Origin of the sequence: Floridaenema flaviceps BLCC-F50 (genome assembly GCF_041929275.2) — a bacterium.
GTDB lineage: Bacteria > Cyanobacteriota > Cyanobacteriia > Cyanobacteriales > Aerosakkonemataceae > Floridanema > Floridanema flaviceps.
In genome coordinates, this window is record NZ_JBHFNR020000001.1 from 1 (window position 1) to 24,153 (window position 24,153).

Genomic DNA, 24,153 nt, shown 5'->3' on the forward strand with positions numbered 1-24,153 from the left:
CAATAATAAATCTGGGTTGAATGGTGGTGCTATTTCAAGTTCGAGTACGCTGAATATTACTAAAAGTACCTTTTCTGCTAATAAGTCTACCGTCGGTGGTGCGTTATCGATCGCTGGTACAGCCAATATTACAGATAGCAATTTTTCCGAAAATGCAGCACTGGTGAGTATTGGAGGTGCTGTTTATATCGATACTAAGGATACCGTGACGATCGATCGCACTACCCTAGCAAATAACTCTGCAAATCAAGGCGGCGCTATTTGGAATCAGTCAAATGGTACTGTGAAAGTTACTAATAGCACGATCGCTAACAATACTGCCAACAATACTGGTGGTGGAGTGGTGAATAATGGCAATCTTGATATTAGTAACAGCACTATTTCCGGTAACAAAGCAAATAGAATTGGTGGGGGAATTTATCACGATAGTACTACTAATACCTTCAACATTAACCAATCAACAATTACCAACAACACTGCTGATTTCGACAGCAATGATACTGGTTCTCTTGGGGGCGATAATGGAGGCGGTATCTTTATCCGAAGTGGGACTGTCAGTGTTAAAAATACGATCGTTGCCGCCAATATTGATAACTCAACGTTTGGGGGAATCAATCCCGATTTTTCTGGCAATCTCACATCCAAAGGTTACAACTTAATCGGCAATGTTGGCACTCAGAATTTTAGCAGCAACACTACAGGCGATTTATACGGCGATCCTAAAAATACTACTACTAAAAATACAGGCGCAACCGAATTTGCTAGTGCGATCGATCCCAAACTCGCCCCTTTAGCAAATAACGGCGGATTGACTCAAACTCACGCATTGCAAACAGGAAGTCCTGCCATTGATGCGGGAGATCCTGCTTTTGTACCGCCTCCAAATACAGATCAAAGAGGTGCTTCCTTCGATCGCATTCAAGGTGGCAGAATTGATATTGGTGCTTTTGAATCTAAATTTACACCTACAGAAATCCGGGGGATAAAATGGAATGATTTGAATGGCGATCGGATTCGCAATATTGGTGAACCCGGACTTGCAGGTTGGACGATTTACCTAGACTTAAATAACAACAGTAAACCCGACTCTGGCGAACCTTCCACTACAACCGATGTCAATGGTAATTATGCTTTTACTGGCTTATCAGCTGGAACTTATACTGTTGCTGAAGTGCGACAACGGGTCTGGAGACAAACCTTTCCCGGCACTTTTGTTAATGGTTCGGGAACGGGAGGAAATATTTTAGTCAGCACAAATCAAACGATTGGAGAATATACTCAAGCTGGCACTGCTGTTTCTGCTGCGATTAATATTCCCTATGGTGCTGGTGCTCGTCCGGGAACAGAAAGTGCAAGAGATATTATCATCGACCAAAATAATCTCGTCTTTAATTACAATGGCACATTCGATCCTTTTTTAAGTATCTACGATCGGAGTAATAGCAGTTGGAACCACAGAACTCATCCAGGTTGGAGTACGGTTAATAATGTCAGCTATGGTGGCATTGCTAAGTATCAAAATTTTGTTTATGCCACTGATATGATTACCTCTGGTCCAGGCGATACACCTACAGGAATTGTACGTTTCGATCTCAGCAACAATACATCTGCGCGTTTTGCAGATACCCAGCAATATATCGACTTAACAATGGGTTTGGACGGTGTACTTTATGCCCTAAAAGATGATAGCAGTTCGTCAGGACGTACAGTTGATGCTTACGATCCAGTAACTATGAATTTATTGTGGACAACTACTCTAGCTAATGATGCTAGAGGCATTGCTGTTAATGAAAATGGTGATATTTTTGCTGCTGCTTGGGATGGCAATATTCGTCATTTTGATTGCGATGGTAATCAACTAAATTTTAAGGCTAGTGGCACTACAAACTTAAGCGATATTGATGTTTCGTTTGATGGAAAAATAATAGTTGGTTCGCGGTTCGGTCAAGTTATTATTACTGATGAATCCCTTGCTAGCCAAACTTCCTTTTCAGTAGGTAGCGACGACATTTTTGTATCGTTCAGTACGCCACAAATGCCGATCGCAATTCTCAACCCAACCCATACTGTAACCCTAAATACTGGTCAAGTTGTAACTGGAATTGATTTTGGTGCGATCGCCACTTAGCCCCTTTCTTTCACCCAGAAAACTAACTCGATCGTCAGAAACCAGGTTTTTGAGAAAACCCGGGTTTCTTTAGTTCCTAGTACTAATAATTTTATTCCAAGCTTGAATTACTTCTCGCAAAGATTTCGGCAATTCACTTTGGACAATATCAGCATAACGAACCGTACCAGATGAACTAATTAATGTCACTGTAATGTAATCAGCAGCGCCCCTTGGTGCCGGGTAACTCAAGCGATTATATTGAGACAATGGTTGACGTTTTAATAAACTTTGAAATTGGCGTAATTCTTGAGGGGAAACTTTTTGTACGCTGCGTTCAGAATCATTAGCATCGCCTATTCTCACTCGCATTAGTAACCCATCATTCATTAAAGTAGTTTGATAAGTACGTCCAGCAAAACCACCGCTAGAAATTGCTTGAAACATCATACCTCTATCTAAAGCTGGTGGTAGTTCGCTGCTAGGAATTTGCGATGGTTTAGGAGTAGCAGCAATCAGAGTTTCGTTACTTACTAACTGCAATGATTTGGGTAATAAGGAAACATTCTGGTTTTCTAATTGGATATTTCTGCCGCTATTATCAGTGCGATAAACCCAAGTTTTTTGCCCATCACTTATCGTAATTCGCCAGCCGGGAACTAATGCTTGAGTACATATTTGATCAGGTGCAGAAATACCTAAACAACCATTAGGCCAAGTTTCTTGTTTATAGTTAGTAACTTTAAGCTTTCCGGGAGCTATTCCGGTACGGCTAGCTAAGTCTTTTTTTACAGCATTAGCTATGGTATTTGGTAAAGTATTGGTGCGATCGGACCGATTTTGACTAACCAAACTACTTCTAGGATTAACAATTTCGTTACTCGCTTGCTCACTACTTTCTGGATAAGCAACAGCAGAGTTAAGCAGAGTAAAATTAGCACCCAAGGACAAAATTGCAGCTAAAACAAAAGCCGGAAAAATGCGCCCTTTCATGGTTGAACTTGTGGTAAACTGATGAGTAAAATGTTTCATGGTAGTGTCACCAATCTTTAATTATGTAATTTGGCGGAGTCTTCGCCTGTGCCTAGCACCTATCGCGCCTCAAAGAAAGAGATTCTACAGCTAGAATATCTTTACTCAGGCGCGATTCCCTCGCCTACGTTGAAATTTTAGACGCTATTACCCCATTCCTGAGTTCCCGGAATTTATCTGTAATATTTAAATTATTCCTCCCCAAGGAGTATGGCTGAGAATTGCCGATTAATTAAGATCTCAGAGTAAACATCAGTTAGAAACCCAGGATTTAAAGTGATTAAAGTTACTAAAAATTGGCGGCTGATTTGTCGAATATTTGTGACTGGATTGTTAATTACAAACATTTGGTTGTTCAACTCGCCAACTGCAACAGCAGCAGTTAATACTCCTCATGAAGAGACTCATCTCACTCAAGGAGAGTCCAACGTTTCTAAAGCTAGGATTAAACGCATTGACGCTATTGCAGAATGCAGAAAATATTTAGACCAAGGAAATAATAGTAGCACTGCCAATTTAGACAGACCATTAGATAAAATGGGAAACGATCGCTTAGTGGGAGCTCTAAAAGCTACAGATAACCCAAATCCGACAGAAGCAGAAGTCGCCTTTAAGCGTTGTCTGGAAGAGAACAAGATTGTACCCAAGCCTAAAGAAAGCGATCGCCCTAGTATTCTATAATCACTTTAACCAACATAGAAAAACATGGAAAAAGCCACTTTTGCTGCTGGTTGTTTTTGGGGAGTTGAAGAAACTTTTCGTCAAGTTAAAGGCGTTATTTCCACAGCAGTTGGTTACACAGGTGGACATTTTCCTAACCCTTGCCATTTAGATGTTTGTGCTAGAATTACGGGTCATGCAGAATCAGTACAAATAGAGTATGACCCGTCACAAATTACCTATAATGAACTATTAGAAATCTTTTGGAATTGTCACGATCCAACCCAATTAAATCGACAAGGGCCCGATCGAGGCGAACAATACAGATCTGTTATATTCTTTCATACTCCAGAACAGGAAACTGCTGCCCAAGCATCTAAACAAAAATTGCAAATTTCCGGGAAATATGATAAAGATATTGTCACAGAAATCAAGCCTGTGGGAGAATTCTATTTAGCAGCAGCAGAACATCAACAATATTTTGCCAAAAAAAGGCAGAAAAGCACTAATTACCAAGCTTTATAAATTTAGACTGGGTAGCTGAATATTTTTATATCTTAGGCTCATAAAGTTTTGTATATCAATTGCATTGAATAATTTCCAGGGAAACAGCAAAATTTTCTGCTTGCTGAAAAACTTTTAATGGTAATCTACTGATTGTTTCCAATTCCACCGACAAGTTATTCAACTTTCAAGTCGGTTCTCATCGCAAAACCGGGTTAACCACCACCCTTTTGATTTTGAGTAGAGAGGTTTCATAAGTTGAGTAGAGACGTTTCATAACAAACTGTAGAGACGTTTCATGAAACGTCTCTACAGTTTGTCAATAAAATTTTCCATGAGGTGTGATAGGAGTTAACGATATGTTTAAAAAGCGCAGATGGTTTCCCCTTTTAATAGCCTTGAGTATGATAGTAGCAGTGTTAACACCAAGCCGCTCCTACTCGCAAACAAAACTTGCTGACATTCAAGGACATTGGGCACAACCTTGCATCGAACAATTAGTGCAAAAACAAATTATTACTACTTATGAAGATGGTAATTTTCGCCCCGATTCGCAAGTAAATCGAGCCGAATTCGCTACTATAATTAGTAAAGCTTTCCCTGAGAGACCAGTAACTAGAAATGCCATTCGTTTTGCTGATATTCCCTCAAATTATGGGGCAGCTAATAGTATTCGTCAAGCTTATCAAACAGGATTTCTTTCCGCTTATATAGGCGAAAGTTTTAACCCGTTGCGAAAGATGACGCGACTACAAGTTTTACTATCTTTAGTAAATGGTTTAAAATACTCACCCACTCAACCAGTAGAAAAAACATTAAAAGCAGTTTTTGATGACGCACAAGAAATCCCCAATGATTCTCGAAATGCGATCGCTGCTGCCACTGAAAAATTACTAATCGTCAATTATCCAAACGTCCGCCAACTCAAACCAAATCAAATAGTTACCCGTGCAGAAGTAGCCAGTTTTTTATGTCAAACATTGGGAACTTCTCAATCAATTCCCCAAGAATATATTGCCAGAATTAGTTCTCCCGATCCAACTACAACCGCACTCAGAAATCAAACTCCTCAAACCACACAAACAACAGAAACTAAACCCACTCCACCGCCAACTTCTCCCACACAAACAACAGAAACTAAACCCACTCCACCGCCAACTTCTCCCACACAAACAACAGCAACTAAACCCACTCCAATCCCAACTTCTCCCACACAAACAACAGAAACTAAGCCCACTCCAGCGCCAATTTCTGCGACTACTCCCAGATTATCAACCCCCGCCCAAACCACATCTCCAGCAGCAGTTTCTATCATAACTCCAACTTCTCGAACTAATATAAATAGAACTGCTGAAACATCAACAAATCCCGCAAACATAACTAACACACCACCAAAACCCTTAGCTATAATTAGAAAACCCACTCCTCAAACATTAGAAAGAACAACAGAAATCAGGGGCGTTTGGCTGACAAATATTGATAGTGACGTTCTCTTTTATAAAAACCGACTTTCTGAGGCGATCGTTCGTTTAAAATCACTAAATTTCAACACCTTGTATCCCACAGTTTGGAACTGGGGTTACACACTTTATCCCAGCCAAGTAGCAGAAACAATAGTAGGAAGTCCCATACGTTTAGTGACACCAACAGATGAAGACCTTGACCCAGAATTAGGCACAGATAGAGATGTGTTGCAGGAAATAATCACCCAAGGACATAAACAAGGTATGGCAGTTATTCCTTGGTTTGAATTTGGCTTTATGGCACCAGCAGATTCTCAAATAGCCAAACTTTATCCAGATTGGATTCTCAAACGTCGGGATGGTAGCCAAATATGGATTGAAGGGCCACATCAACGAGTTTGGATGAATCCTTTCCACCCAGAAGTGCAGCAATTTATTGAAAGTTTAATCCTAGAAATTGTCACCAAATACGATATTGATGGCATTCAATTTGATGACCATTTTGGTTTCCCATCAGAATTAGGCTACGACAAATTTACCGTCGCACTTTATCAACAAGAACACGCGGGGCAATCTCCTCCAGATGATTTTCAAGACCCTGAATGGGTTCGTTGGAGAGCAGATAAAATTACTCAATATATGCAACGAATTCACCGCGCCATTAAACAACGTAAACCCAAAATTGTAATTTCTGTATCTCCCAATCCGCAAGAATTTTCTTACAAATACTTTTTGGCTGATTGGCAAACTTGGAGAGAACAAGGGTTAATTGACGAACTAGTTTTACAAGTTTATCGCAATGACTTGAATCGCTTTATTGCAGAAATAGAACGTCCTGAAGTGGAAGCAGCAAGACAGCGAATTCCTGTTGCTATTGGCATTATGACGGGAGTAAAACCTCAAGCTATTCCTATGTCACAAGTGACAGAACAAGTAGAAGTTGCTCGGAACTGGGGATTTTCGGGAGTTTCTTTCTTTTTCTATGAAAGTTTGTGGAATTTAACAACAGAACCGCCTGCATTTAGACAGTCGGCTTTACAAAATATGTTCCCAAATAAGATGCCAAGACCTAATATTTTTGTAGGCTGGAATCCCCCTCGTTGAGGGACTCTCGGAGATGGGGGGATGGGGGGATGGGGGGATGGGGGGATGGGGAAGATAATTTAATTACCTTTTCAACTCTCCCCACCACCCCGCCTCTTGTTCAGGAGTTCCCTATTACCCACTACCCATTACCAAATGATGTGATATTGCTGGCAAAAGCGTTTCCTTGACTTTTGTGTGTGGGTGTGACATTGCCGTTGTCTAGTTTCAACATCGAACCAGATTTATTCGTGCGATACACCCAGCGTTTTTTTCCACTGGCTACAGTTATTTGCCACCCTGGTATTTCTGACTCAACACAAAGTAAATTAGAGTTTTTGCTAATTAAACAACGATCGCTCAAAATTAATTGTTGAGCATCTATTATTTTTAATTCTGATTCTGCTAAACCCGATCGCTTAGCCAAATCTTTGACCACCGCATCAGCAACCGATTCCGATAAAGCTGTTTGTGAAGCACCAGACTCAACAACGACCTTAGTACTTCTATTAATTGATGGTCTAACAGCGAAGCATAAAACAGTTGTAAACACTAAAGCTAAAACAAAAGGGTTTGGTTTCCCACTGGTTTTAGTGGTTTTATTAAGTGTTGCTTTAATAGCGCCAGTAGTAATTGTATTTTCCATAACAAGCTGGGCGAATCATGGCGTTAACAAAGAGCATTCTCAAAGGTAGAGACTACACCCCGATTCCTGGAAACTCCAGAAAACTTTTAAAGTTTTTCATCGGGTGTGTTTGTAATGCTGTTGCAATATAGCTTTAAGCTTGATAGAGAGCGATTCACTCTAAGAGTCGCACTGGCATCACAGAAGGTTTTCAGAAGAGGCAAGCACCTGCACTCAAAAAATGTTAGTTCCGCAAATGGTTGGTTTTTGAGGAAACTTTACTGAAACCTTACATTACTAGTTTGCTTGTTATTTCCAGATCTTCACACCTTGAAAATACGGAAATAGCTGTAAAAATTGTTACTTATAATCATACGAAATATTAAGTTGCTCACCATACTCAGGACTTACGCAAAGCTTCTATCTGTAGGGTGAGTACAACCTGCGGCATTTAAGATATGCGATCGCGTAACGCACCATTCCCATCAAGCGAATTACGTTTCTCCTTTCTCGTTCCCCGGTTCAACGAGGTGAATGGAGGTAGAACCTCCATGTTTCTCGTTCCCAGGTTCAACCTGGGAACGAGAAATTCACCTCGTTCCCAGGTTGAACCTGGGAACGAGGTGAAAGGAGGTTCTACCTCCATTACAGCCAGATCTGAGTATTTTTCGCTCTGTTCCCAACCAGTAAAAATTGACTTTTAAAAACTACTTTTCGTATATTTCTAAAGGCAAATCATCCGGGTCTTTAAAAAAAGTAAATCGCTTCCCTGTAATTTCATCAACTCGAATATTTTCAACTGGTACGCCATGAGATTGGAGATTAGCGACAGCTGCATCAAGATTGGACACTTGAAAAGCTAAGTGCCTAAGTCCACAAGCTTCCGGGTTGTTGGTTCTTTGGGGAGAATTGGGGAAAGAAAAAAGCTCAATTTGGTCAGTGTCACCAACGCGCAAATCTAATTTATAGGAATTTCTTTGAGCTCTAAAAGTTTCCTGAATTACCGAAAAACCTAAAATATCCACATAAAATTTTTTAGACTTTTCGTAATCTGAGCAAATAATGGCAACATGGTGAAAGCCTGTAGTTTTCATGATCGCTAAAAATTTAAGCTACAAAAACATTACCCAATGCGGATTCAAACGCGCTTAACCTGCTAGCTTCAGCAATTTTAGCAATGCCAAAAATGCGAGGTAAACGGTTAGTATTGGCTAAAACTTGTCTGACTTCTCGATTTGTGACATCTGCCAAATTTCTGTTTTTTAGTAGTGCGATCGCAGCCGCAATACCTAAAGCTTGACCGACACCAGAATTATATTCTACTATTCTGCCGGAAGTAGGAGCCATGCCAGTAAAACCCGAACCCGGACTAACAACCGCTAAGTTACGCACACTCTTTATTAAAGCGTGTTGAAAACCCACATTGTACAGAGGTAACGGAAAACTAACTTGGGTAAAACCATTAGCAGAAGCTTTTTCACCAATGCCTTTAATCCCTCCCCGAACATCAAAATGATAGCCGAAAGTACCCAAAGCTTCATTACTAGAAACACCACTCATTAACATATCCGCACCATCAAGAGGTTGCACCACACCAGTAACATTCCCAGCGTGTCTAATGTAAAGTTCAGTAGCCGGAATTAAATCACTAGCACCAATACTTTTAAACCATTTTTCCAGGTAATTCATTTCTGATAAAAAAGGCAAACTTGGTTTAGCGCCACCCCTAGCTAAAGCTTCTGCTGTGGAAGCATTTACAGCGAATAACAGAGAATTCCAAGAAAGTCTTCCTCCGGGAAGAATAGCGATATTTGCTTTATCAAAAAGTATTCCCGATTCATTGAGAGAAAACTTTAAATTGCGGAAAGAATGGTAAGCTACAGAAAGGGCGGGAGAACGCACTACAATATCATCTGTTCCTACCCAGAGAGTTTTCAAATTTCCCTGAGCATCAACCATATCTTTTCGCAGTTGTTGTACTAGCAGGTCATTATTTCCCGCAGCTTTCCACAACCATTTTTGAGCTTCTATATCTGAGAAGTTAGTAAAGCGTTTGAGTAGCTGTAATTCAAAATTTCTCAGTTCGGTGATTGTGAGTCCTTGAGTTTCAAAAACCAAGGTAACAGGTAACTCAGATTCTGGTAAACCAAAAGTTTCAAAACCCTTTAATTTTCGCACTCCTGCTGCTTGAGCTAATTCGGCATTGACTGTGGCATCAATAAACTGTTTAGCTGTGAAAGTTTCGCCAGTAAAAGTGGTGATACTAACCAATCTATCAGCTTGTTTATCAACTAATTTAATTCGCACATTGCTAATGAAATCGATATTAGCTTCGGTTAGCATTTGTCTGAGAACGGCGCTACCTTTAGCAGGGTCGAGGGAAACTACAAGAACACCAGCTTTTTGCAAAAATTCTTTGTAAATAGCTGGGGGATCGCCAAAGGTATCTAAACCAAGTGAATCTCGCACCGATTTTTCAATTTGACTTCTATCTAAACAAGCAAGTCCACCTCTGATTAAATGACCGCCAATGCCTTGCTGTAAATTACCTTTGGATAGTAAAAGAACTCTGGGATATCTGTTAGTACGGCGGCGGTATTCTCTGGCAGCAGCAACTACAGCAAATACCCCCGGAACTTCATCCCCAAAACCGATAATGTCGTAGGTACGTACTACGCTGGGGGAGGATTGAATTCGCAGCAAAGAACCCATATTAATCAAGCTAAGTAACTCCTATTAACTCAAGTAATTATTCACAAAGTTTAGGTCACTGACCCGGAAGTGCTGGTAAACCTGTTTGTCGCCAAAATTGATTGAAACTTTCGGGTTGAATAAAGCGCCATGCGGTTAAACCTAGTACAAAAAAGATGACCAAACTTATTAATGTACCAGCTATTTTTGTCACCAAATTATTGCTGCTAGACCTTTGTTTGGTTGGTGTTTGGGCAGCTGAGGCGGGACCTGTCATCTGGTGAGAATTTGCGGGAGGTGGGTTTTCTTCCTCAAGGTTTGGTTGAGAAACTGTGGCTGATGTTTCAGAATTAGTAAAGGTTTGTAATTGTTGAGTTACTGCTGGGGGGCGCTGTTTTGTGCGTACCCATTGTAATAGTGCGGCTGTGGTGATACCGCAAAGATTGGCTGTATTTAAACCGGGAATTCGTTGCAGAATTGGTTGAGAATTGGAGACAAAAACTACTAAGTTATCGGGGTTGTCTTGGGCGAAACCATACATACATTGAGCGACAGATACTACTAGTCTGGCTTGTTTGCTTAAGTTTTGCCCAGCAGCGGGATTAAGGGTGCGATGAACGGCGTGGGCGTTGGTTAATTCCCAACCACTTTCGGGAAAAAAGCGGGTAAATTCTCTGGCTGTTTTTTCTAGTTTTGGTTCTGGGGCGCGATCTGTGAGAAATTGGATTTCTTCATAGATTATTTGGGGGAGGTAGCAGTTGCCAATGCGGGAATATTCTTGCCATTCGCGGATGCTGCTACCCATGATGGCGCTGAGGTCGAGAAGAATTGCTATAGGCGGTGTTGTTGCCATGACCTTTACAGGATTTTAGATTTTAGGTTTTAGATTTTAGATTGTTTTTGATTTTTCACGATCGCTAATCTAAAATAGATTATTTGCGCCACCAATTCCCAACCTTCCGGCAATTCCGGGAGTCAGAGGAATTAAGGCGGTAATCATCAAAAACAAGGCTAACAAACCTAATGCTGCTCTAGCATCATCTGGTTCGGTAATTTCGTTTAAGCTGGGGCGTTCTAAATCTCTTTGCAGGAACAAAATAATAATCGCCCAATATAGAGCAATGGGGTTGGCAAAAGCGGCGATCGCTAAAAAGATAAAAGTTGCTAACGTGGCTCTAGAAGCAATTTTCCGCCCATAAATTGCGTGAACTATTCGCCCCCCATCTAATTGTCCAGCTGGCATGGTATTTAGGGCGGTAATTACTAAACCTAGCCAACCAATTATTGTTAAAGGATGGACATCAACTAAAGGTTTTTGCAATGCCGAACCTAAAACAACTTTGGCTAAAGTTCCGACTAAAATTGACCCTTGAAAAAACTCTGCTGGAACTTGGAAAAAACTACCTTCATGGGAAAGAATCAAGCCAATAATTAACATTAACAAAGAAACTATTCCCCCGGCGGCTGGCCCTGCGATCGCCATATCAAACATTACTTTCCGGTTGGGTAAAAGTGATTCAAAGCGAGTGATTGCACCAAAAGAACCAAGTTGCCAAGCGGGAATAAAATAAGGTAAACTTAAGCGAATATTATGGCGTTTAGCCATTACCCTGTGACCGATTTCATGGGATACTAAAATCGCTAAAATTCCGGCAGCAATGGGTAATACTTCATTAAGTCTGCTCAAGTTGTTGTAAAAATCAAAACCTAAGAAGAAGCCAGCAGTTTCTAAACAAGTAGCGATAGTAGCTAACAGGAGAATCACAGCTAAAATCTTTTGGTTTGTCGTAGAAACTTTCGGGTCATTGGTGCTAGGTAAAACGACAATAGTGGGTTTTCCTTCGGGATTTTCGATCGTAAACAGCCGATAGCGATCGCCCAATCTTTCCTTTAAAGCAGCGGATAATCGATTGTGAGTTGCTTCCGCTTCGCCGCGCAAATTTCCCTTAAAAATTGCGCCTTCTTGATAGGGAATTGTTTCTGTGACGAAAAAGGTATCAATACCAAAAATTCCTTGAATTACTTTTAGGTCTTCATCAGGAATCGGAATTGTTTCTTTAATTCCTAATAATTCTGAGCGCCCCTTACCATTTTCTGATTGTGCTACTTCGGGGGGCTTTTGAGAATCTTGATTAGCTGGCATCATGTTAGCAGCTTTTTCTCGCACTATGGCATCTTGACCAGCGGCGCGGAGTTGTCTACCTAAGTAAATATATAAGCCAGAGGAAAGCACCAACATCAACAAAATAGCGGCTAAGTTAATGTAAATTCCTGCCGCAAACAATCCAAAGAATAACAGCCAAGGAACCATTAATACTACTGATTGTAACCAGGCTAAAATTCCGATTTTACCGAAGGGTTTAGCCCGAAAAAATCCCCAACTTAATATTCCTAAAGCAACTAGCACAATTAATGCTATTACAGGAGTTTCTGATGCCGTAAACATTTCCAAATTTCTTGCTCCTAAAAAAGAAAGTTTGAACTTAATTCATATCAATTTCCCAGGCAAATTTCCAAGTTTGTTTTGATTTTGTACAGCTTGTCTGAGATTTCCAAGATTAGCAATTAAAAGTTTTTCACCTTGTTCTTCATCTAATCCTGTCCAGTGCATTAGTAATGCTAATTTGACATTTTTGCCACTGCGTTCTAGTAAGTTAGCAGCGGCATCCCTGTTTAAATCGGTAAGGTCTTGAATAATTCGCAAAGCTCGATCGCGCAATTTACTATTAGTAACTGCGACATCGACCATGCGATTGCCGTAAACTTTCCCCAACTGTACCATTACTCCAGTTGAGAGAATGTTTAAAGCCATTTTAGTCACTGTTCCGGCTTTTAATCTGGTAGAACCTGCTAAAATTTCCGGCCCTACTAACAATCTAATGTCAATATCAGCATCGCAGCTAAATTGTTCTTGGGGGACGCAAGCGATAAAAATAGTAGTAGCACCCCGACTTTTGGCTGCTTGTAAAGCGCCGTGAACAAAGGGCGTAGTTCCACCAGCGGTGATTCCCACCACTACGTCTAACTGAGTGATTTCTTTTTGGTCGATCGCAGCTGCGCCATCCGGGGCTCGATCCTCCAAAGCTTCCGAACTCCGCACCAAAGCATCTGCACCCCCAGCGATAATTCCCTGTACCAACTCTGGAGGTGTACAAAAAGTGGGGGGACATTCGGCTGCATCTAAAACGCCCAAACGCCCGCTAGTACCCGCGCCGACATAAAACAGCCTTCCGCCTTGGCGTAACGCTTTGGCTGTGGCTGCGATCGCTTCGGCGAGGGGAATACGGGCTTTGGCGATCGCGGCAATAGTTTGTTGATCCTCTTGATTGAACAGATCCACCAATTCCAGACAGCTTAATTGATCTAAGTTTTGACTATTCGGGTTAATCTGTTCAGTCAAAAGATGACCACGTTCTTCTAATTGTTTCATTGCACCTCGCTTTTATTAAAGTAACCCTTCCAGCCTACGGCGAATATTATCCAATTCTGCATTGGACATTTCTGAGGCTTCCGATTCTTCAGACTCAGCTAGAAGTTCATCATCGAAGTCATCCTCAAATTCTGCATCAAACTCATCATCTATTTGCCAATCAGTTTCTTCGACGTTCGTTTCTGGAGGTAGAGTTAATTCACCCTCGGCGATGAGTTCCCAGTCATAATCCGCACTTTCGCAAAACGCTTTAATTTCGCGATCGTCCATTGATTCTACCGAGGCAGGCGGAAAGTCTTGGGCTTCCAGCATCAAACCATAGCGGGTAGCATCGTCTTCTGACTCGAACATCAGCACTTTATTGCGATCGCCAATCTGAAGGGTATGAATTCCTTCGTTGTCTGTACCAGCATTGAATAACAAAACGAATACACGCATGGTCATTACTTTACTTTTGCGCTCATCAGTTATTTATATTACTAACCAAGGGCGATCGGTAGTTGGTAATTGGTAGTTGGTAGCGCAAAAGCAACAAAAATCTAATATTAATTTCTTCTTTGAGGCATTGGCTAATCCAGCAACTCGACGTATCCTTCATATAGATTTTGATTGCCAATCCACTGCAACGGAATCTTTTGTGCTACTACAAAAGTCTAAAATGCTGTTTGCTGGTGCTGTCTTAACTTGGCTGGTGTGAGGTTGAAATGACAAATTCTCCAAATTCCAATAACGAAAATAACGAAACCGAACAAACTAGAAATCGTCGTGTGTGGCTGTTGTGGCTAAGTCGTGCTGGGCTTGGTTTTGGTGTAATTGCACTTATAGGTATACTTGCGGGTGCTTGGTGGGCGTGGGTTTTTATTAATCGAGAGTTAGCCCCGCTGGTGGAAAAAAATGTGAGTGACTTGTTGCAAAGACCTGTAAACTTAGGCAGAGTAGAAAGATTTACGTTAAATAGTTTAAGGTTTGGTGCTTCTAGTGTACCAGCAACGGCGACAGATACCGATCGCGCCACCGCCCAAGCAGTAGATGTAAATTTTAATCCCCTACAATTACTTTTTAGTAGAACTTTAAATCTCAATATTACTTTAGTTAATCCTGACGTTTTCATTGAACAAAGTCCTGATGGGCGTTGGATTACTACTCAAATTAAACAATCGGAAGCAAAAGGGGCAATTACTACTAATGTAGAGTCAATTCGGGTTAGTAATGCTAATGTGGTACTCCTTCCCCAAGCTAAAGCAACTAATCCCAGAATACCAGTTAATATTAATCCGATTTCTGCGACTGTAGACTTTTTTGATAATGGTCAAAGATTTGGCTTTAATGCTGAAGGGCGAATTGGACAAACTCCTAATAATCAATCATCTAATAATAATCAGGCTACTTTTAGAACTAATGGCGAATTTTTAGTTCCCTCTCAACAATTAAATGCTCAAGTACAAGGGCAAAATATTCCTGTTAGAGAGATCGATCGCTTAATTCAACTTCCCAATGCTAACTTAATCGCAGGTCAAGTCAGCGGTAATTTAAATGTGAGATATACTCCCCAAGAAACACCTTTTGTTTCGGGAGTCGCCAGTTTACAAAATGTTGCTCTCACCAGTCCCCGATTACCAGCACCAATTGTTAATACTAACGGTGTAGTTAACTTTACTGGTAGAGGCTTAAACTTAAATAATTTTTCCACATCTTTAGGACAAATTCCCGTTTTACTTGGGGGAAGTGCTGACTTAGATAAAGGGTTAAATTTAGATGTCACAGTTCCTAATGTTAATGTGGCAACTTTAACTCAAACTTTCAAAGTCGCGCCACCAGTTCCGGTAATTGGGGAAATCAGATTAGCCTCAAAAGTAACTGGAACTGTTGAATCACCAACTATTTTAGGGCGAGTTAGTACTACTAAACAAGCCCAAGTTGATAAACTGAATTTTCGAGACATTAGCACTAACTTTGCTTTCGCACCACAAACAGGCGAAATAATTATTTCTGAGATCCAAATTGCCCCGGTAGCAGGGGGAAGAATTACAGGTAAAGGTAATGCTAAATTAAGTCAACCTGGGGGAGTGGCGTTAGATTTACAAGCGCAGAATTTGCCCGCAGATGCGATCGCCAAAATCTACAACGTCAATCTTCCTGCTAACATTACTCTTGGCAATGTTAACGCCAAAACTCAAATCTCTGGCCCCTTAAATAATATTAGCATTGCCACTAATTTTCAAGCTCCCCAAGCCACTTACCCGTTAACCGGACAAGCAACAATTAATAATGGCATAATTCGCTTGACAAATGCGATCGCTCAAGTACCAGGCGGCAATGTTCAAGCATCAGCCACAATTAATAATCGGGATCGAAGTTTGGAAGCAACAGTGCAAACAGCCCAACTTCCAGTTAATAGTATCTTAGCCATTATTCCGACAGAAAATCAAACTCAAACCCCACAACAAAGCCAAACAGAAATTCCTCAACCCATCCGCCAAGGAACAATTACCGGAACCGTAAATTTAGAGGGAAATCTTAAATCTTTACAACTAGAAAATCTCACAGCAACCGCCCAAGGAAACTTACAAGTTGCTGGCGGAAATATTCGACTTACTCAAGGACAATTAAACCAGGGAAATTGGCGAGGCTTAGTCAACGCTTCCGGCATTAACTTAGCACTTTTCCCCCAAGTTCCCCCACAATTTAGATCCAATTTTAACGGAGAATTCCGCGTAGCAGGAAATCTCAACGCGCCAACAACAAATATTCAAGCAACGGGACAAGGAAACATCAATGTTGCCGGGGGAAATGCCCAAATTTCGCAAGTAGCATTAAATAATGGCAACTGGAGTGCTACAGTTAGAACTAATAACATTAACTTAGGACAATTAGCCGAAGTTCCCCGCGAATTACAAGCACCTTTTAATGGACAATTCCGCTTATCAGGAAATTTAAATGAACCAGGTACTAATAACATTACAGTAACAGGTTCAGGAAATATTCAAGTAGCTGGCGGTAATGTTAACATTCGCAGTTTACAACTAAATCAAGGCAATTTTCTAGCCACAGTTGCAGCATCAGGAGTACAATTAGCCCGCCTTCCTCAAGTACCAAAAGAATTACCAATTGGCGCATTTACCGGACTATTTCAAATTGCCGGAAACTTAAATAATCTTACCACTCAAACAGGTGAATCTCCCCTGAATCAAATACAAGTTTCTGGACAAGGAAACGTACAACTTGCTGGCGGAAATGTGCAACTGCGTCAATTCCAATTAAATCAGGGAAATTTCCAAACATTAGTTGATGCCAATAACGTCCAAGTTGCCCGTTTTCCCCAAGTACCAAACAATTTTCAAGGTACATTTAATGGACAATTACTAGCTAGAGGAAATCTTACTAATTTAACCGCCGAAAATGCTCAATCTCCTCTCAATCAAATTCAAGCAATTGCCAGAGGAACTTTGCAAACTCCTACCGGAAATCTGCAACTACAACAAGTAGAATTAAATCAAGGGAATTTCCAAGCAAGAGTAACAGCAAATAACCTACAATTAGCCCAATTTGACCAAGTACCAAAAGATTTTCGCGGCACATTTAGCGGTGAATTACAAGCTAGAGGAAATCTTGCCAATTTAACTGCCGAAAATGCTCAATCTCCCCTGAATCAAATTCAAGCAACTGCCAGAGGAACTTTGCAGACTCCCACCGGGAATTTGCAATTGCAACAAGTAGAATTAAATCAAGGGAATTTCCAAGCAAGAGTAACAGCAAATAACCTACAATTAGCCCAATTTGACCAAGTACCAAAAGATTTTCGCGGCACATTTAGCGGCGAATTACAAGCTAGGGGAAATCTCGCCAATTTAACCGCCCAAAATGCCCAATCTGTTCTGAATCAAATTGAAGCCAACGCTACAGGAAATCTGCGAATTGGTGCGGGAACATTACAAATAGAACAGTTGCGATTAAATCAAGGTAACTTCCTGGCTAGAGTTAATACAAATAATCTCCAATTGGCGACTTTACCGCAAGTTCCCAAGGAATTTAGGGGTACATTTACCGGACAATTAGAAGCAGAGGGAAATCTAGATTCATTAACTAATCTGCAACCAAATCAATCTCCTCTTGCGGAAATTCAAGCCAACGCCCAAGGAGTTTTAAGAATTCCCAATGCTGGGACTGTTGAATTACGCCAAGCTACATTAAATCAAGGAAATTGGCAAGTAGCTTTGGAGGTAAATCGTTTACAATTGGCACGTTTACCCCAAGTACCGCCCCAGTTTCAAGGAATATTTACCGGACAATTACTAGCTTCGGGAAATGTTGCCAGTTTGACCCAAAAAAGACAAACTCCGCTAACAGGAATTGACGCAATTGGTAGGGGAACATTACAAATTGCTGGTGGGACAGTTCAGATTAGAGAAGCACAAGTAACTCAAGGACGTTGGGCGGCAGCTGTTAATTTAGCTCAAGTACAATTAAATCAGTTTTCTAATCAATTTAAAGGTAGAGTTAGCGGTGATTTAAAAGTAGGAGGAAGTTTAGCAGCACTAACTCAACCAAAAGGTTCGCCATTAGCAGATATTCAAGCTGCAGGTGATTTAAACTTTACCCAAACACCTTATTTAAATCGTCCTTTAAATGTTGCTTTTCAATGGAATGGGCAACAATTAGAAATTCAACGGGCGACAGCACCCGGACTTAATGCTAGTGGGGTAATTACTGCCAGTTTTGACCAAAAAAATACGCCCCAAATTGGCAACATAAATTTGAATGTGCAAGCGGAAGATTTTAATTTACGAACTCTGCCAATAGCTTTACCGCAAAAAGTGGCTTTATCGGGTTTAGTTGATTTTAATGGGCAGATTTCAGGACAGTTAAATGCTTTAAATGTTAATGGTCAAGTTGGATTACAAAATTTAGTAGTTGGTAACTTTAGATTCGACCCAAATTTGCGGGGGAATATTACGGCAACGGCGGGTAGAGGAGTGAGTTTGCAACTCCAAGGAGAGCAAGATAAAATTGCTGTTGAATTAAATGAAAATTACCGACCAGAAAGTTTATTATTCCGCCGAGGTGACATTTTAGCGCAGGGGAGAAGACAGGGCGATTTATTCTTGTTAGATTTGGCTAATGTTCCTGTGGCAACGGTGAAAAATTTAGCGCAAAATTTTGTAAATTTACCGCCAGAAATAGTTGCTCAACAAGTTAGCGGACAAGTTTCGGGGAATTTGGCGATTAATTTTGATACATTGAGTGTAGAGGGGCGGAATGTGGCGATCGCAAAACCCCGAATCGGTGAATTACAAGCAGATTCCTTAACCGCTGATTTCCGCTACGCTGATGGTAGATTACAAATTCTCAACAGTCGATTACAACAAGGTGAAAGTATTTACGCCCTAAGCGGTACCGCAACTCAACTATTAACTCAAAATCCCCAATTACAAGGAAAAGTTACTATTGAAAAAGGCAAAATTCAGAACGTTTTAGCCGCTCTTGATTGGTTGAATTTACAAGGTTTTGGTACTAGGGGAGGAGAAAATGTTGGTAGAGCCGCCAATGTGCCAACTACCCCCGTAGGAATACCAAATTCTTCCTTAAGGACGCAACTAGAAAGATTTTCGGAAATTACCTCTTTACTGCAACAAGAACGGGCGGAAAATAGAAGAGGTTTTTCCATACCAGATATTACTCAATTGCAGGGTAATTTTAGCGGAACAGTTGATTTTGCCGGAACTTTACCCAGAGATATTCAAGCTAGTTTCAATCTCCAAGGTAATGATTGGAAATTAGGGACTTACACCGCCGAACAGGTAGTAGCTCAAGGAACTTATAATGGTGGGAATTTGAATGTACAAGCCTTACAAATAAAGTCCCAAGATACCAGGGTAGCATTTCAGGGAACTTTGGGAACAGAAGCACAAAATGGAGTATTACAAATCCAAAATTTCCCCTTAGAACCACTCAACAATATTTTACAGTTACCTGTTTATGTCACCGGAAATCTAGACGGAACAGTTAACATAGCCGGAAATTTAAATAACCCTTATGCTAGTGGTCAATTAAATGTTAAAAAAGGCACTTTCGATGGTACAGCTATTCAATCCGCCGTCGCCAATTTTACTTATGAAGATGCTCGGTTAAACCTTGATTCTCAAGTATTAATCAATCCCCCACAACCAATTGTAATTGCTGGTAGTGTTCCTTTTAAATTACCCTTTGCCCAAGTCCAGCCAGCTAGCAATCAAATTAGCCTTAATGTTAATGTTCAAAATGAGGGATTAGCATTAATTAACTTGCTGACAAATCAACAAGTGCGCTGGGTAAATGGTACAGGACAAGCACAGTTAACAGTGGGGGGAACTTTAGAACGTCCAGTTCCCAAAGGATTTGTGAATTTACAAAATGCGACTCTTGGTGGTCAGTTACTTGCAGAAGATTTGAAAAATGTGAATGGACAGATACAATTTGAAGGCGATCGCATTGTCGTAGAAAATCTTACAGGTAACTTCCAACAAGGACAAGTAATTGCCCAAGGAACTATTCCGATTTTCACACCTTTAGACTCTCAAGATCCAGCCCGTCAAAATCCTCTAACGATCGCCCTCGAGCGAGCGAGAATCAACCTGAAAGGATTGTATGGAGGTATTGTTGATGGCAGAGTGGTCATCGCGGGATCGGCAGTCAATCCTATACTCAGAGGAGGAGTCAACTTACTTGATGGTCAACTTTCTTTACCGCAAACTCCCGCTACCGTCGCTACTGTAAGCGACACCACAGCCACCAAGCAAAATCTAGTTATTGAATTTGAAAATTTCCAAATCGGATTAAGCGATAACGTTAGCATTACCTTACAACCAATTCTCGCTTTCCGAGGTAGCGGTAGTTTAACACTCGGAGGTTCTTTAGATTCTCCTCGCCCAGAAGGTGCGATCAAATTACAAAGAGGTGTTGTAAACTTATTTGCCGCCCGGTTTAGACTAGAGCGTGGTTACGATAATATTGCATTGTTTGTTCCTGAGCGAGGATTCAATCCCTTTTTAGATGTAAGATTGTTCGCTACTGTTTCGGAAGTAACTACTTTTCGCTTACCTGCTTCCGCTTTAAGTTCTGAGGTTAGTGATAATCCCGCTACAGGTTTCGGCAGTTTACAATCAGTTAGGGTAAGGGCGAATGTTCGCGGTTGGGCGAATCAATTAGGTGTAAATCCCGATCCTAATGTGGCATCATCTCAAATTATTCAACTAACCAGCGATCCTCCCCGCAGTGAATCAGAAATTGTGGCTTTAATTGGTGGTAGTTTTATTAATAATCTCGGTCAAGGTGGCGATGGTATTGCAGGGTTAGCGGGAATTGCTAGTTCGGTATTTTTGCCCGGTTTAGAAGGATTTTTTGGTGATCTTGGCGAAAAACTTGGTTTAAGCGAGTTTCGCATCTTCCCCACAGCCGTAACTTCTGGAAGAGAAAACGCCTCAGTATTAGGTGTAGCCGCAGAATTTGGCGTTGATATTACTGATAATTTATCAGTTTCCCTCTTAAGGATTTTAACTGCTGAGCAACCCACTCAGTTTGGTTTACGTTATCGTTTTAATCCCGAATTTACTCTCAGAGGTTCTACCGATTTTTCTGGTGATACTAGGGCAATTCTTGAATTCCAAAGAAGATTTTAGTTTTCGGTTTGTTGTGAGGACTTTAGTCCTTTTCTTAGGGGAAATACGACTGAAGTCGATACAACGAACCTAAAGGTTATGGGATATCATTAATAGAGTTAACCAACATTTCATCCCGACAATTTGGTTATGAATTCGGTTATAACTACTTCGATCGCAGAGGGTAATTAAATAAAAATGTTGAGCGCGTTCAAATTAAAAAAATTAAGCTGAGAAATAGGGCAACCTGATATAGCTAAAGATATGGATTAGTATAGTTATCGCACTGGATAATAGTTGGGGAGGGATGATGCAGCTTATTTTTATCCGGGCGATCGTAGCTTTTTCTCACAACATACCGTACAGCACTCTACATGAGAAATAAATGGTGGAAAATACAGTCTACATGGACTGGATTCATAAGTATCTTTGTTAAGCGAATTGCTTCAACAATTGAACATCCCGATCGAACTTCTTCCAGAAACCAGATACTTTCGCTGAGGTGGTATCTTGTGCTGCTAGTGGCAGGTACTTTAGTTCCTGTTGTGTTGTTTGCCGTTGCTGTCGTCTATAAACTGTCAAGTCAGGAACAGGCAGCATCGGAGCGACGTATACTTCTAGCTACCCGTAACTTAGCTTCGATCGTAGAGCGCGAACTTTCCAGCACAACTCGGACACTCCAAGCAGTAGCAGCGTCAGAACGGTTAGAGCCAAGAAACCTGAAAGCTTTTCACAGCGAGGCGACGCGAGTTGTACAAACGCAAGGCTCATGGATTAGTGTAATTCTCCTCACACCACAGGGGCAGCAGGTTGTAAATACTCTACGACCGTTTGGTAGCCAGTTGCCTAAAGTAGAAGAGCCAGCAAGCCTACGGCGCGTTGTCAAGACTCAGCAGCCGACTGTGGGCAATTTCTCCCGTTCAATGCTTAAGTCCAATCTTATGGGCTTCCGAGTTCGGATTCCGGTGATGCGCGATCGCAAACTCCGGTACATACTTACGGCTATCATCGACCAAAAGGCGATCGCTAAAGTCGTCAGCGAGCAAACCAGCATCGATGGAGAATGGACGCGCACAGTCGTTGATGGTCAAGGGGTTGTGGTCGCTCGCACTCGTTACCCGGAACGCTTTGTCGGCAAGAGGGGAACGCCATCTTTTCTCAAACGAATCTCAGAGGCAAGAGAGGGAGTTTACCGCGATACCACTTTAGAAGGGAGGAAGGTTTATGTCGCCTTCAGTCGGGTCAGTGATACCCCTTGGACAGTTGCCATCTCTGTACCCGTTGATTTGATTTTTGAACCAGCCCGACGAGCGATGTGGCTGGTTATCGGGTCTGGTTTAACCTTGCTTTTGGTCAGTGCCATCGGTGCTTTCATTCTCTCCCGATACCTTTCTCGCAGCATTACCTCGGCTGCCTTGGTTGCGGAAGCATTAGCTAAAGGTGAGTTTCCCCGAATCAAACCACTCTTAATTAAAGAAGTCGTCTTGTTAGGGCAGTCTTTGGAATTTGCGGCTAATCTGCTGTCACAGCGCGAACGGGAACGGACGGAAAATTTGCTAAGGGCGGAAGCGGCAAGAGAAGAAGCCGAGGCAGCTAACCGTATGAAGGATGAGTTTTTAGCCGTGTTATCTCATGAGTTGCGAACGCCTCTCAATCCCATTCTCGGCTGGTCTAAATTACTCCGCACTGGCAGATTAGATGCTCTGAAAACGGCTTTTGCTTTGGAAACGATCGAGCGTAACGCCAAACTGCAAACCCAACTAATTGAGGATCTCTTAGATGTGGCTCGGATCATGCAAGGTAAACTGAGCCTGAAAATGGTTCCCGTCAACTTGGTATCTACGATTAGTTCGGCAATTGAAACAGTACAATTAGCGGCAGAAGCTAAGTCGATCGATTTACGATTTATCACTGATGATGGCGAATCCCAAAATCCCATATTTCTAGTTTTAGGAGATTCCGCCCGCCTCCAGCAAGTCTTATGGAATTTACTTATTAATGCGGTTAAGTTCACAGCGGAAGGAGGACGGGTGGAAGTGCGTTTGTGGCGTGTCGCTTCACAGGCTCAAATTCAAGTTATTGATACAGGCAAAGGCATTAATCCCAACTTCCTACCATTTGTATTTGAGTATTTCCGTCAGGAGGATGGCAAGATAACCCGTAAATTTGGGGGTTTGGGGTTGGGGTTGGCGATCGTGCGACATCTGGTAGAACTACATGGGGGAACGGTTAAAGCCTATAGTCCCGGAGAAGAACAAGGTTCAACGTTTACAGTCAGCTTGCCATTGTTAAAAGATGAACCTATAAACATCAGTGATGAATCAATAGACTCTTCATATTTGCCGCTGCACTCCTCACCCCTGATGGGACTTCGAGTTTTAGTGGTTGATGATGATGCAGACACAAGAAATTTTCTTGCCTTCACGTTAGAGCAAAATCAGACGATCGTAACTGCTGTATCATCTGCAAGTGAGGCATTGCAAGTTTTGGAAGAAAAAACCTTCGATCTGCTGATCAGTGATATTGCTATGCCAGAGATGGATGGCTATATGCTAATGCAGCAAATTCGCAGCAGGTATTCTCAACAAGATCGGCAGGTGAAAGCGGTAGGCGAAGCTATGCCAAAGGCGATCGCGCTGACGGCTTTTGCGGGAGAGCACAATCAACAACAAGCTCTCAAGGTTGGATTTCAGCGTCATATAGCTAAACCTGTAGAACCAGAAGCATTCGTTAGAGCGATCGTAGATTTAGTAAGCAGTTGCGAAGAAAAGCAGTAATTTAGCTTTTTTAATATCAATTCAGGATTATCTATAGCCTCGATGTATTAAGTAGGTGTAAATAAATAAAGTGATAATAGTTATATGAGGATGGGGCGGGCAGGATGCCCACCCCACAAGAAAGCTATAAATTTTGTGGGGTGGGCA

Annotated in this window: 15 protein-coding genes; 6 read left to right on the forward strand and 9 right to left on the reverse strand. The window is 41.4% G+C overall.

Annotation, left to right across the window (positions count from 1 at the left end; translation table 11 throughout):
* Positions 1-2,128, forward strand: a 2,128-nt coding sequence (locus ACE1CI_RS00005; RefSeq protein WP_496615154.1) for a choice-of-anchor Q domain-containing protein, incomplete at its 5' end; no start/stop codon positions are given.
* Between the two features lie 69 nt (positions 2,129-2,197).
* Here the strand turns inward: ACE1CI_RS00005 and ACE1CI_RS00010 are convergent.
* Positions 2,198-3,139, reverse strand: coding sequence for a DUF8738 domain-containing protein (locus ACE1CI_RS00010; protein ID WP_413265766.1), 942 nt, complete (start codon positions 3,137-3,139; stop codon positions 2,198-2,200).
* A 276-nt stretch (positions 3,140-3,415) separates the two neighbouring features.
* Here ACE1CI_RS00010 and ACE1CI_RS00015 point away from each other — a divergent pair, with 276 nt between their 5' ends.
* The 3 genes from ACE1CI_RS00015 to ACE1CI_RS00025 all read left to right on the forward strand — a co-directional run bounded on the left by ACE1CI_RS00015 (position 3,416) and on the right by ACE1CI_RS00025 (position 6,870).
* Entirely contained in the window at positions 3,416-3,820 is a 405-nt protein-coding gene (locus ACE1CI_RS00015; protein WP_413265767.1) for a hypothetical protein, read from the forward strand.
* A gap of 24 nt (positions 3,821-3,844) precedes the next feature.
* Positions 3,845-4,324, forward strand: coding sequence for a peptide-methionine (S)-S-oxide reductase MsrA (gene msrA, locus ACE1CI_RS00020; RefSeq protein WP_413265768.1), 480 nt, complete (start codon positions 3,845-3,847; stop codon positions 4,322-4,324).
* A 338-nt stretch (positions 4,325-4,662) separates the two neighbouring features.
* Complete coding sequence (locus tag ACE1CI_RS00025) at positions 4,663-6,870, forward strand: family 10 glycosylhydrolase (protein ID WP_496615155.1); 2,208 nt, start codon at positions 4,663-4,665, stop codon at positions 6,868-6,870.
* Positions 6,871-6,991: 121 nt separating this feature from the next.
* Here the strand turns inward: ACE1CI_RS00025 and ACE1CI_RS00030 are convergent, their stop codons facing one another.
* The 8 genes from ACE1CI_RS00030 to ACE1CI_RS00065 form a co-directional block, all read right to left on the reverse strand.
* Positions 6,992-7,495 (reverse strand): DUF8738 domain-containing protein, encoded by a 504-nt coding sequence (locus ACE1CI_RS00030; RefSeq protein ID WP_413265770.1) that lies wholly within the window; start codon positions 7,493-7,495, stop codon positions 6,992-6,994.
* A gap of 686 nt (positions 7,496-8,181) precedes the next feature.
* On the reverse strand, positions 8,182-8,568 hold the full coding sequence (gloA2, locus tag ACE1CI_RS00035) for an SMU1112c/YaeR family gloxylase I-like metalloprotein (protein ID WP_413265772.1): 387 nt from the start codon (positions 8,566-8,568) through the stop codon (positions 8,182-8,184).
* 13 nt (positions 8,569-8,581) lie between these two features.
* A complete protein-coding gene (locus ACE1CI_RS00040) occupies positions 8,582-10,186 on the reverse strand; it encodes an FAD-dependent oxidoreductase (protein WP_413265783.1) in 1,605 nt (534 codons plus the stop codon).
* A 55-nt stretch (positions 10,187-10,241) separates the two neighbouring features.
* Positions 10,242-11,018 carry a PIN domain-containing protein gene (locus ACE1CI_RS00045; RefSeq protein WP_413265773.1) on the reverse strand — a complete coding sequence of 259 codons (777 nt, stop codon included), beginning with the start codon at positions 11,016-11,018 and terminating at the stop codon, positions 10,242-10,244.
* A gap of 69 nt (positions 11,019-11,087) precedes the next feature.
* Entirely contained in the window at positions 11,088-12,611 is a 1,524-nt protein-coding gene (locus ACE1CI_RS00050) for a site-2 protease family protein (protein WP_413265774.1), read from the reverse strand.
* A 42-nt stretch (positions 12,612-12,653) separates the two neighbouring features.
* Entirely contained in the window at positions 12,654-13,595 is a 942-nt protein-coding gene (gene murQ, locus ACE1CI_RS00055) for an N-acetylmuramic acid 6-phosphate etherase (protein WP_413265775.1), read from the reverse strand.
* Positions 13,596-13,610: 15 nt separating this feature from the next.
* A complete protein-coding gene (locus tag ACE1CI_RS00060; RefSeq protein ID WP_413265784.1) occupies positions 13,611-14,033 on the reverse strand; it encodes a DUF3110 domain-containing protein in 423 nt (140 codons plus the stop codon).
* Between the two features lie 25 nt (positions 14,034-14,058).
* Positions 14,059-14,193, reverse strand: coding sequence for a hypothetical protein (locus ACE1CI_RS00065; protein ID WP_496615156.1), 135 nt, complete (start codon positions 14,191-14,193; stop codon positions 14,059-14,061).
* A gap of 106 nt (positions 14,194-14,299) precedes the next feature.
* Between ACE1CI_RS00065 and ACE1CI_RS00070 the strand changes: the two genes are divergently transcribed.
* Positions 14,300-21,250 (forward strand): translocation/assembly module TamB domain-containing protein, encoded by a 6,951-nt coding sequence (locus tag ACE1CI_RS00070; RefSeq protein WP_413265776.1) that lies wholly within the window; start codon positions 14,300-14,302, stop codon positions 21,248-21,250.
* Positions 21,251-21,741: 491 nt separating this feature from the next.
* Positions 21,742-24,006: an ATP-binding protein gene (locus tag ACE1CI_RS00075; RefSeq protein ID WP_496615157.1), complete on the forward strand. Its 2,265-nt coding sequence runs from the start codon at positions 21,742-21,744 to the stop codon at positions 24,004-24,006.
* Positions 24,007-24,153 lie beyond the last annotated feature (147 nt).

Coding starts and splice junctions, on each gene's coding strand:
- ACE1CI_RS00070 (WP_413265776.1), top strand. CDS start 14,300: ATGACAAATTCTCCAAATTCCAATAACGAAAATAACGAAACCGAACAA.
- ACE1CI_RS00050 (WP_413265774.1), bottom strand. CDS start 12,611: ATGTTTACGGCATCAGAAACTCCTGTAATAGCATTAATTGTGCTAGTT.
- gloA2 (WP_413265772.1), bottom strand. CDS start 8,568: ATGAAAACTACAGGCTTTCACCATGTTGCCATTATTTGCTCAGATTAC.
- ACE1CI_RS00030 (WP_413265770.1), bottom strand. CDS start 7,495: ATGGAAAATACAATTACTACTGGCGCTATTAAAGCAACACTTAATAAA.
- ACE1CI_RS00045 (WP_413265773.1), bottom strand. CDS start 11,018: ATGGCAACAACACCGCCTATAGCAATTCTTCTCGACCTCAGCGCCATC.
- murQ (WP_413265775.1), bottom strand. CDS start 13,595: ATGAAACAATTAGAAGAACGTGGTCATCTTTTGACTGAACAGATTAAC.
- ACE1CI_RS00060 (WP_413265784.1), bottom strand. CDS start 14,033: ATGCGTGTATTCGTTTTGTTATTCAATGCTGGTACAGACAACGAAGGA.
- ACE1CI_RS00025 (WP_496615155.1), top strand. CDS start 4,663: ATGTTTAAAAAGCGCAGATGGTTTCCCCTTTTAATAGCCTTGAGTATG.
- msrA (WP_413265768.1), top strand. CDS start 3,845: ATGGAAAAAGCCACTTTTGCTGCTGGTTGTTTTTGGGGAGTTGAAGAA.
- ACE1CI_RS00040 (WP_413265783.1), bottom strand. CDS start 10,186: ATGGGTTCTTTGCTGCGAATTCAATCCTCCCCCAGCGTAGTACGTACC.
- ACE1CI_RS00010 (WP_413265766.1), bottom strand. CDS start 3,139: ATGAAACATTTTACTCATCAGTTTACCACAAGTTCAACCATGAAAGGG.
- ACE1CI_RS00065 (WP_496615156.1), bottom strand. CDS start 14,193: ATGAAGGATACGTCGAGTTGCTGGATTAGCCAATGCCTCAAAGAAGAA.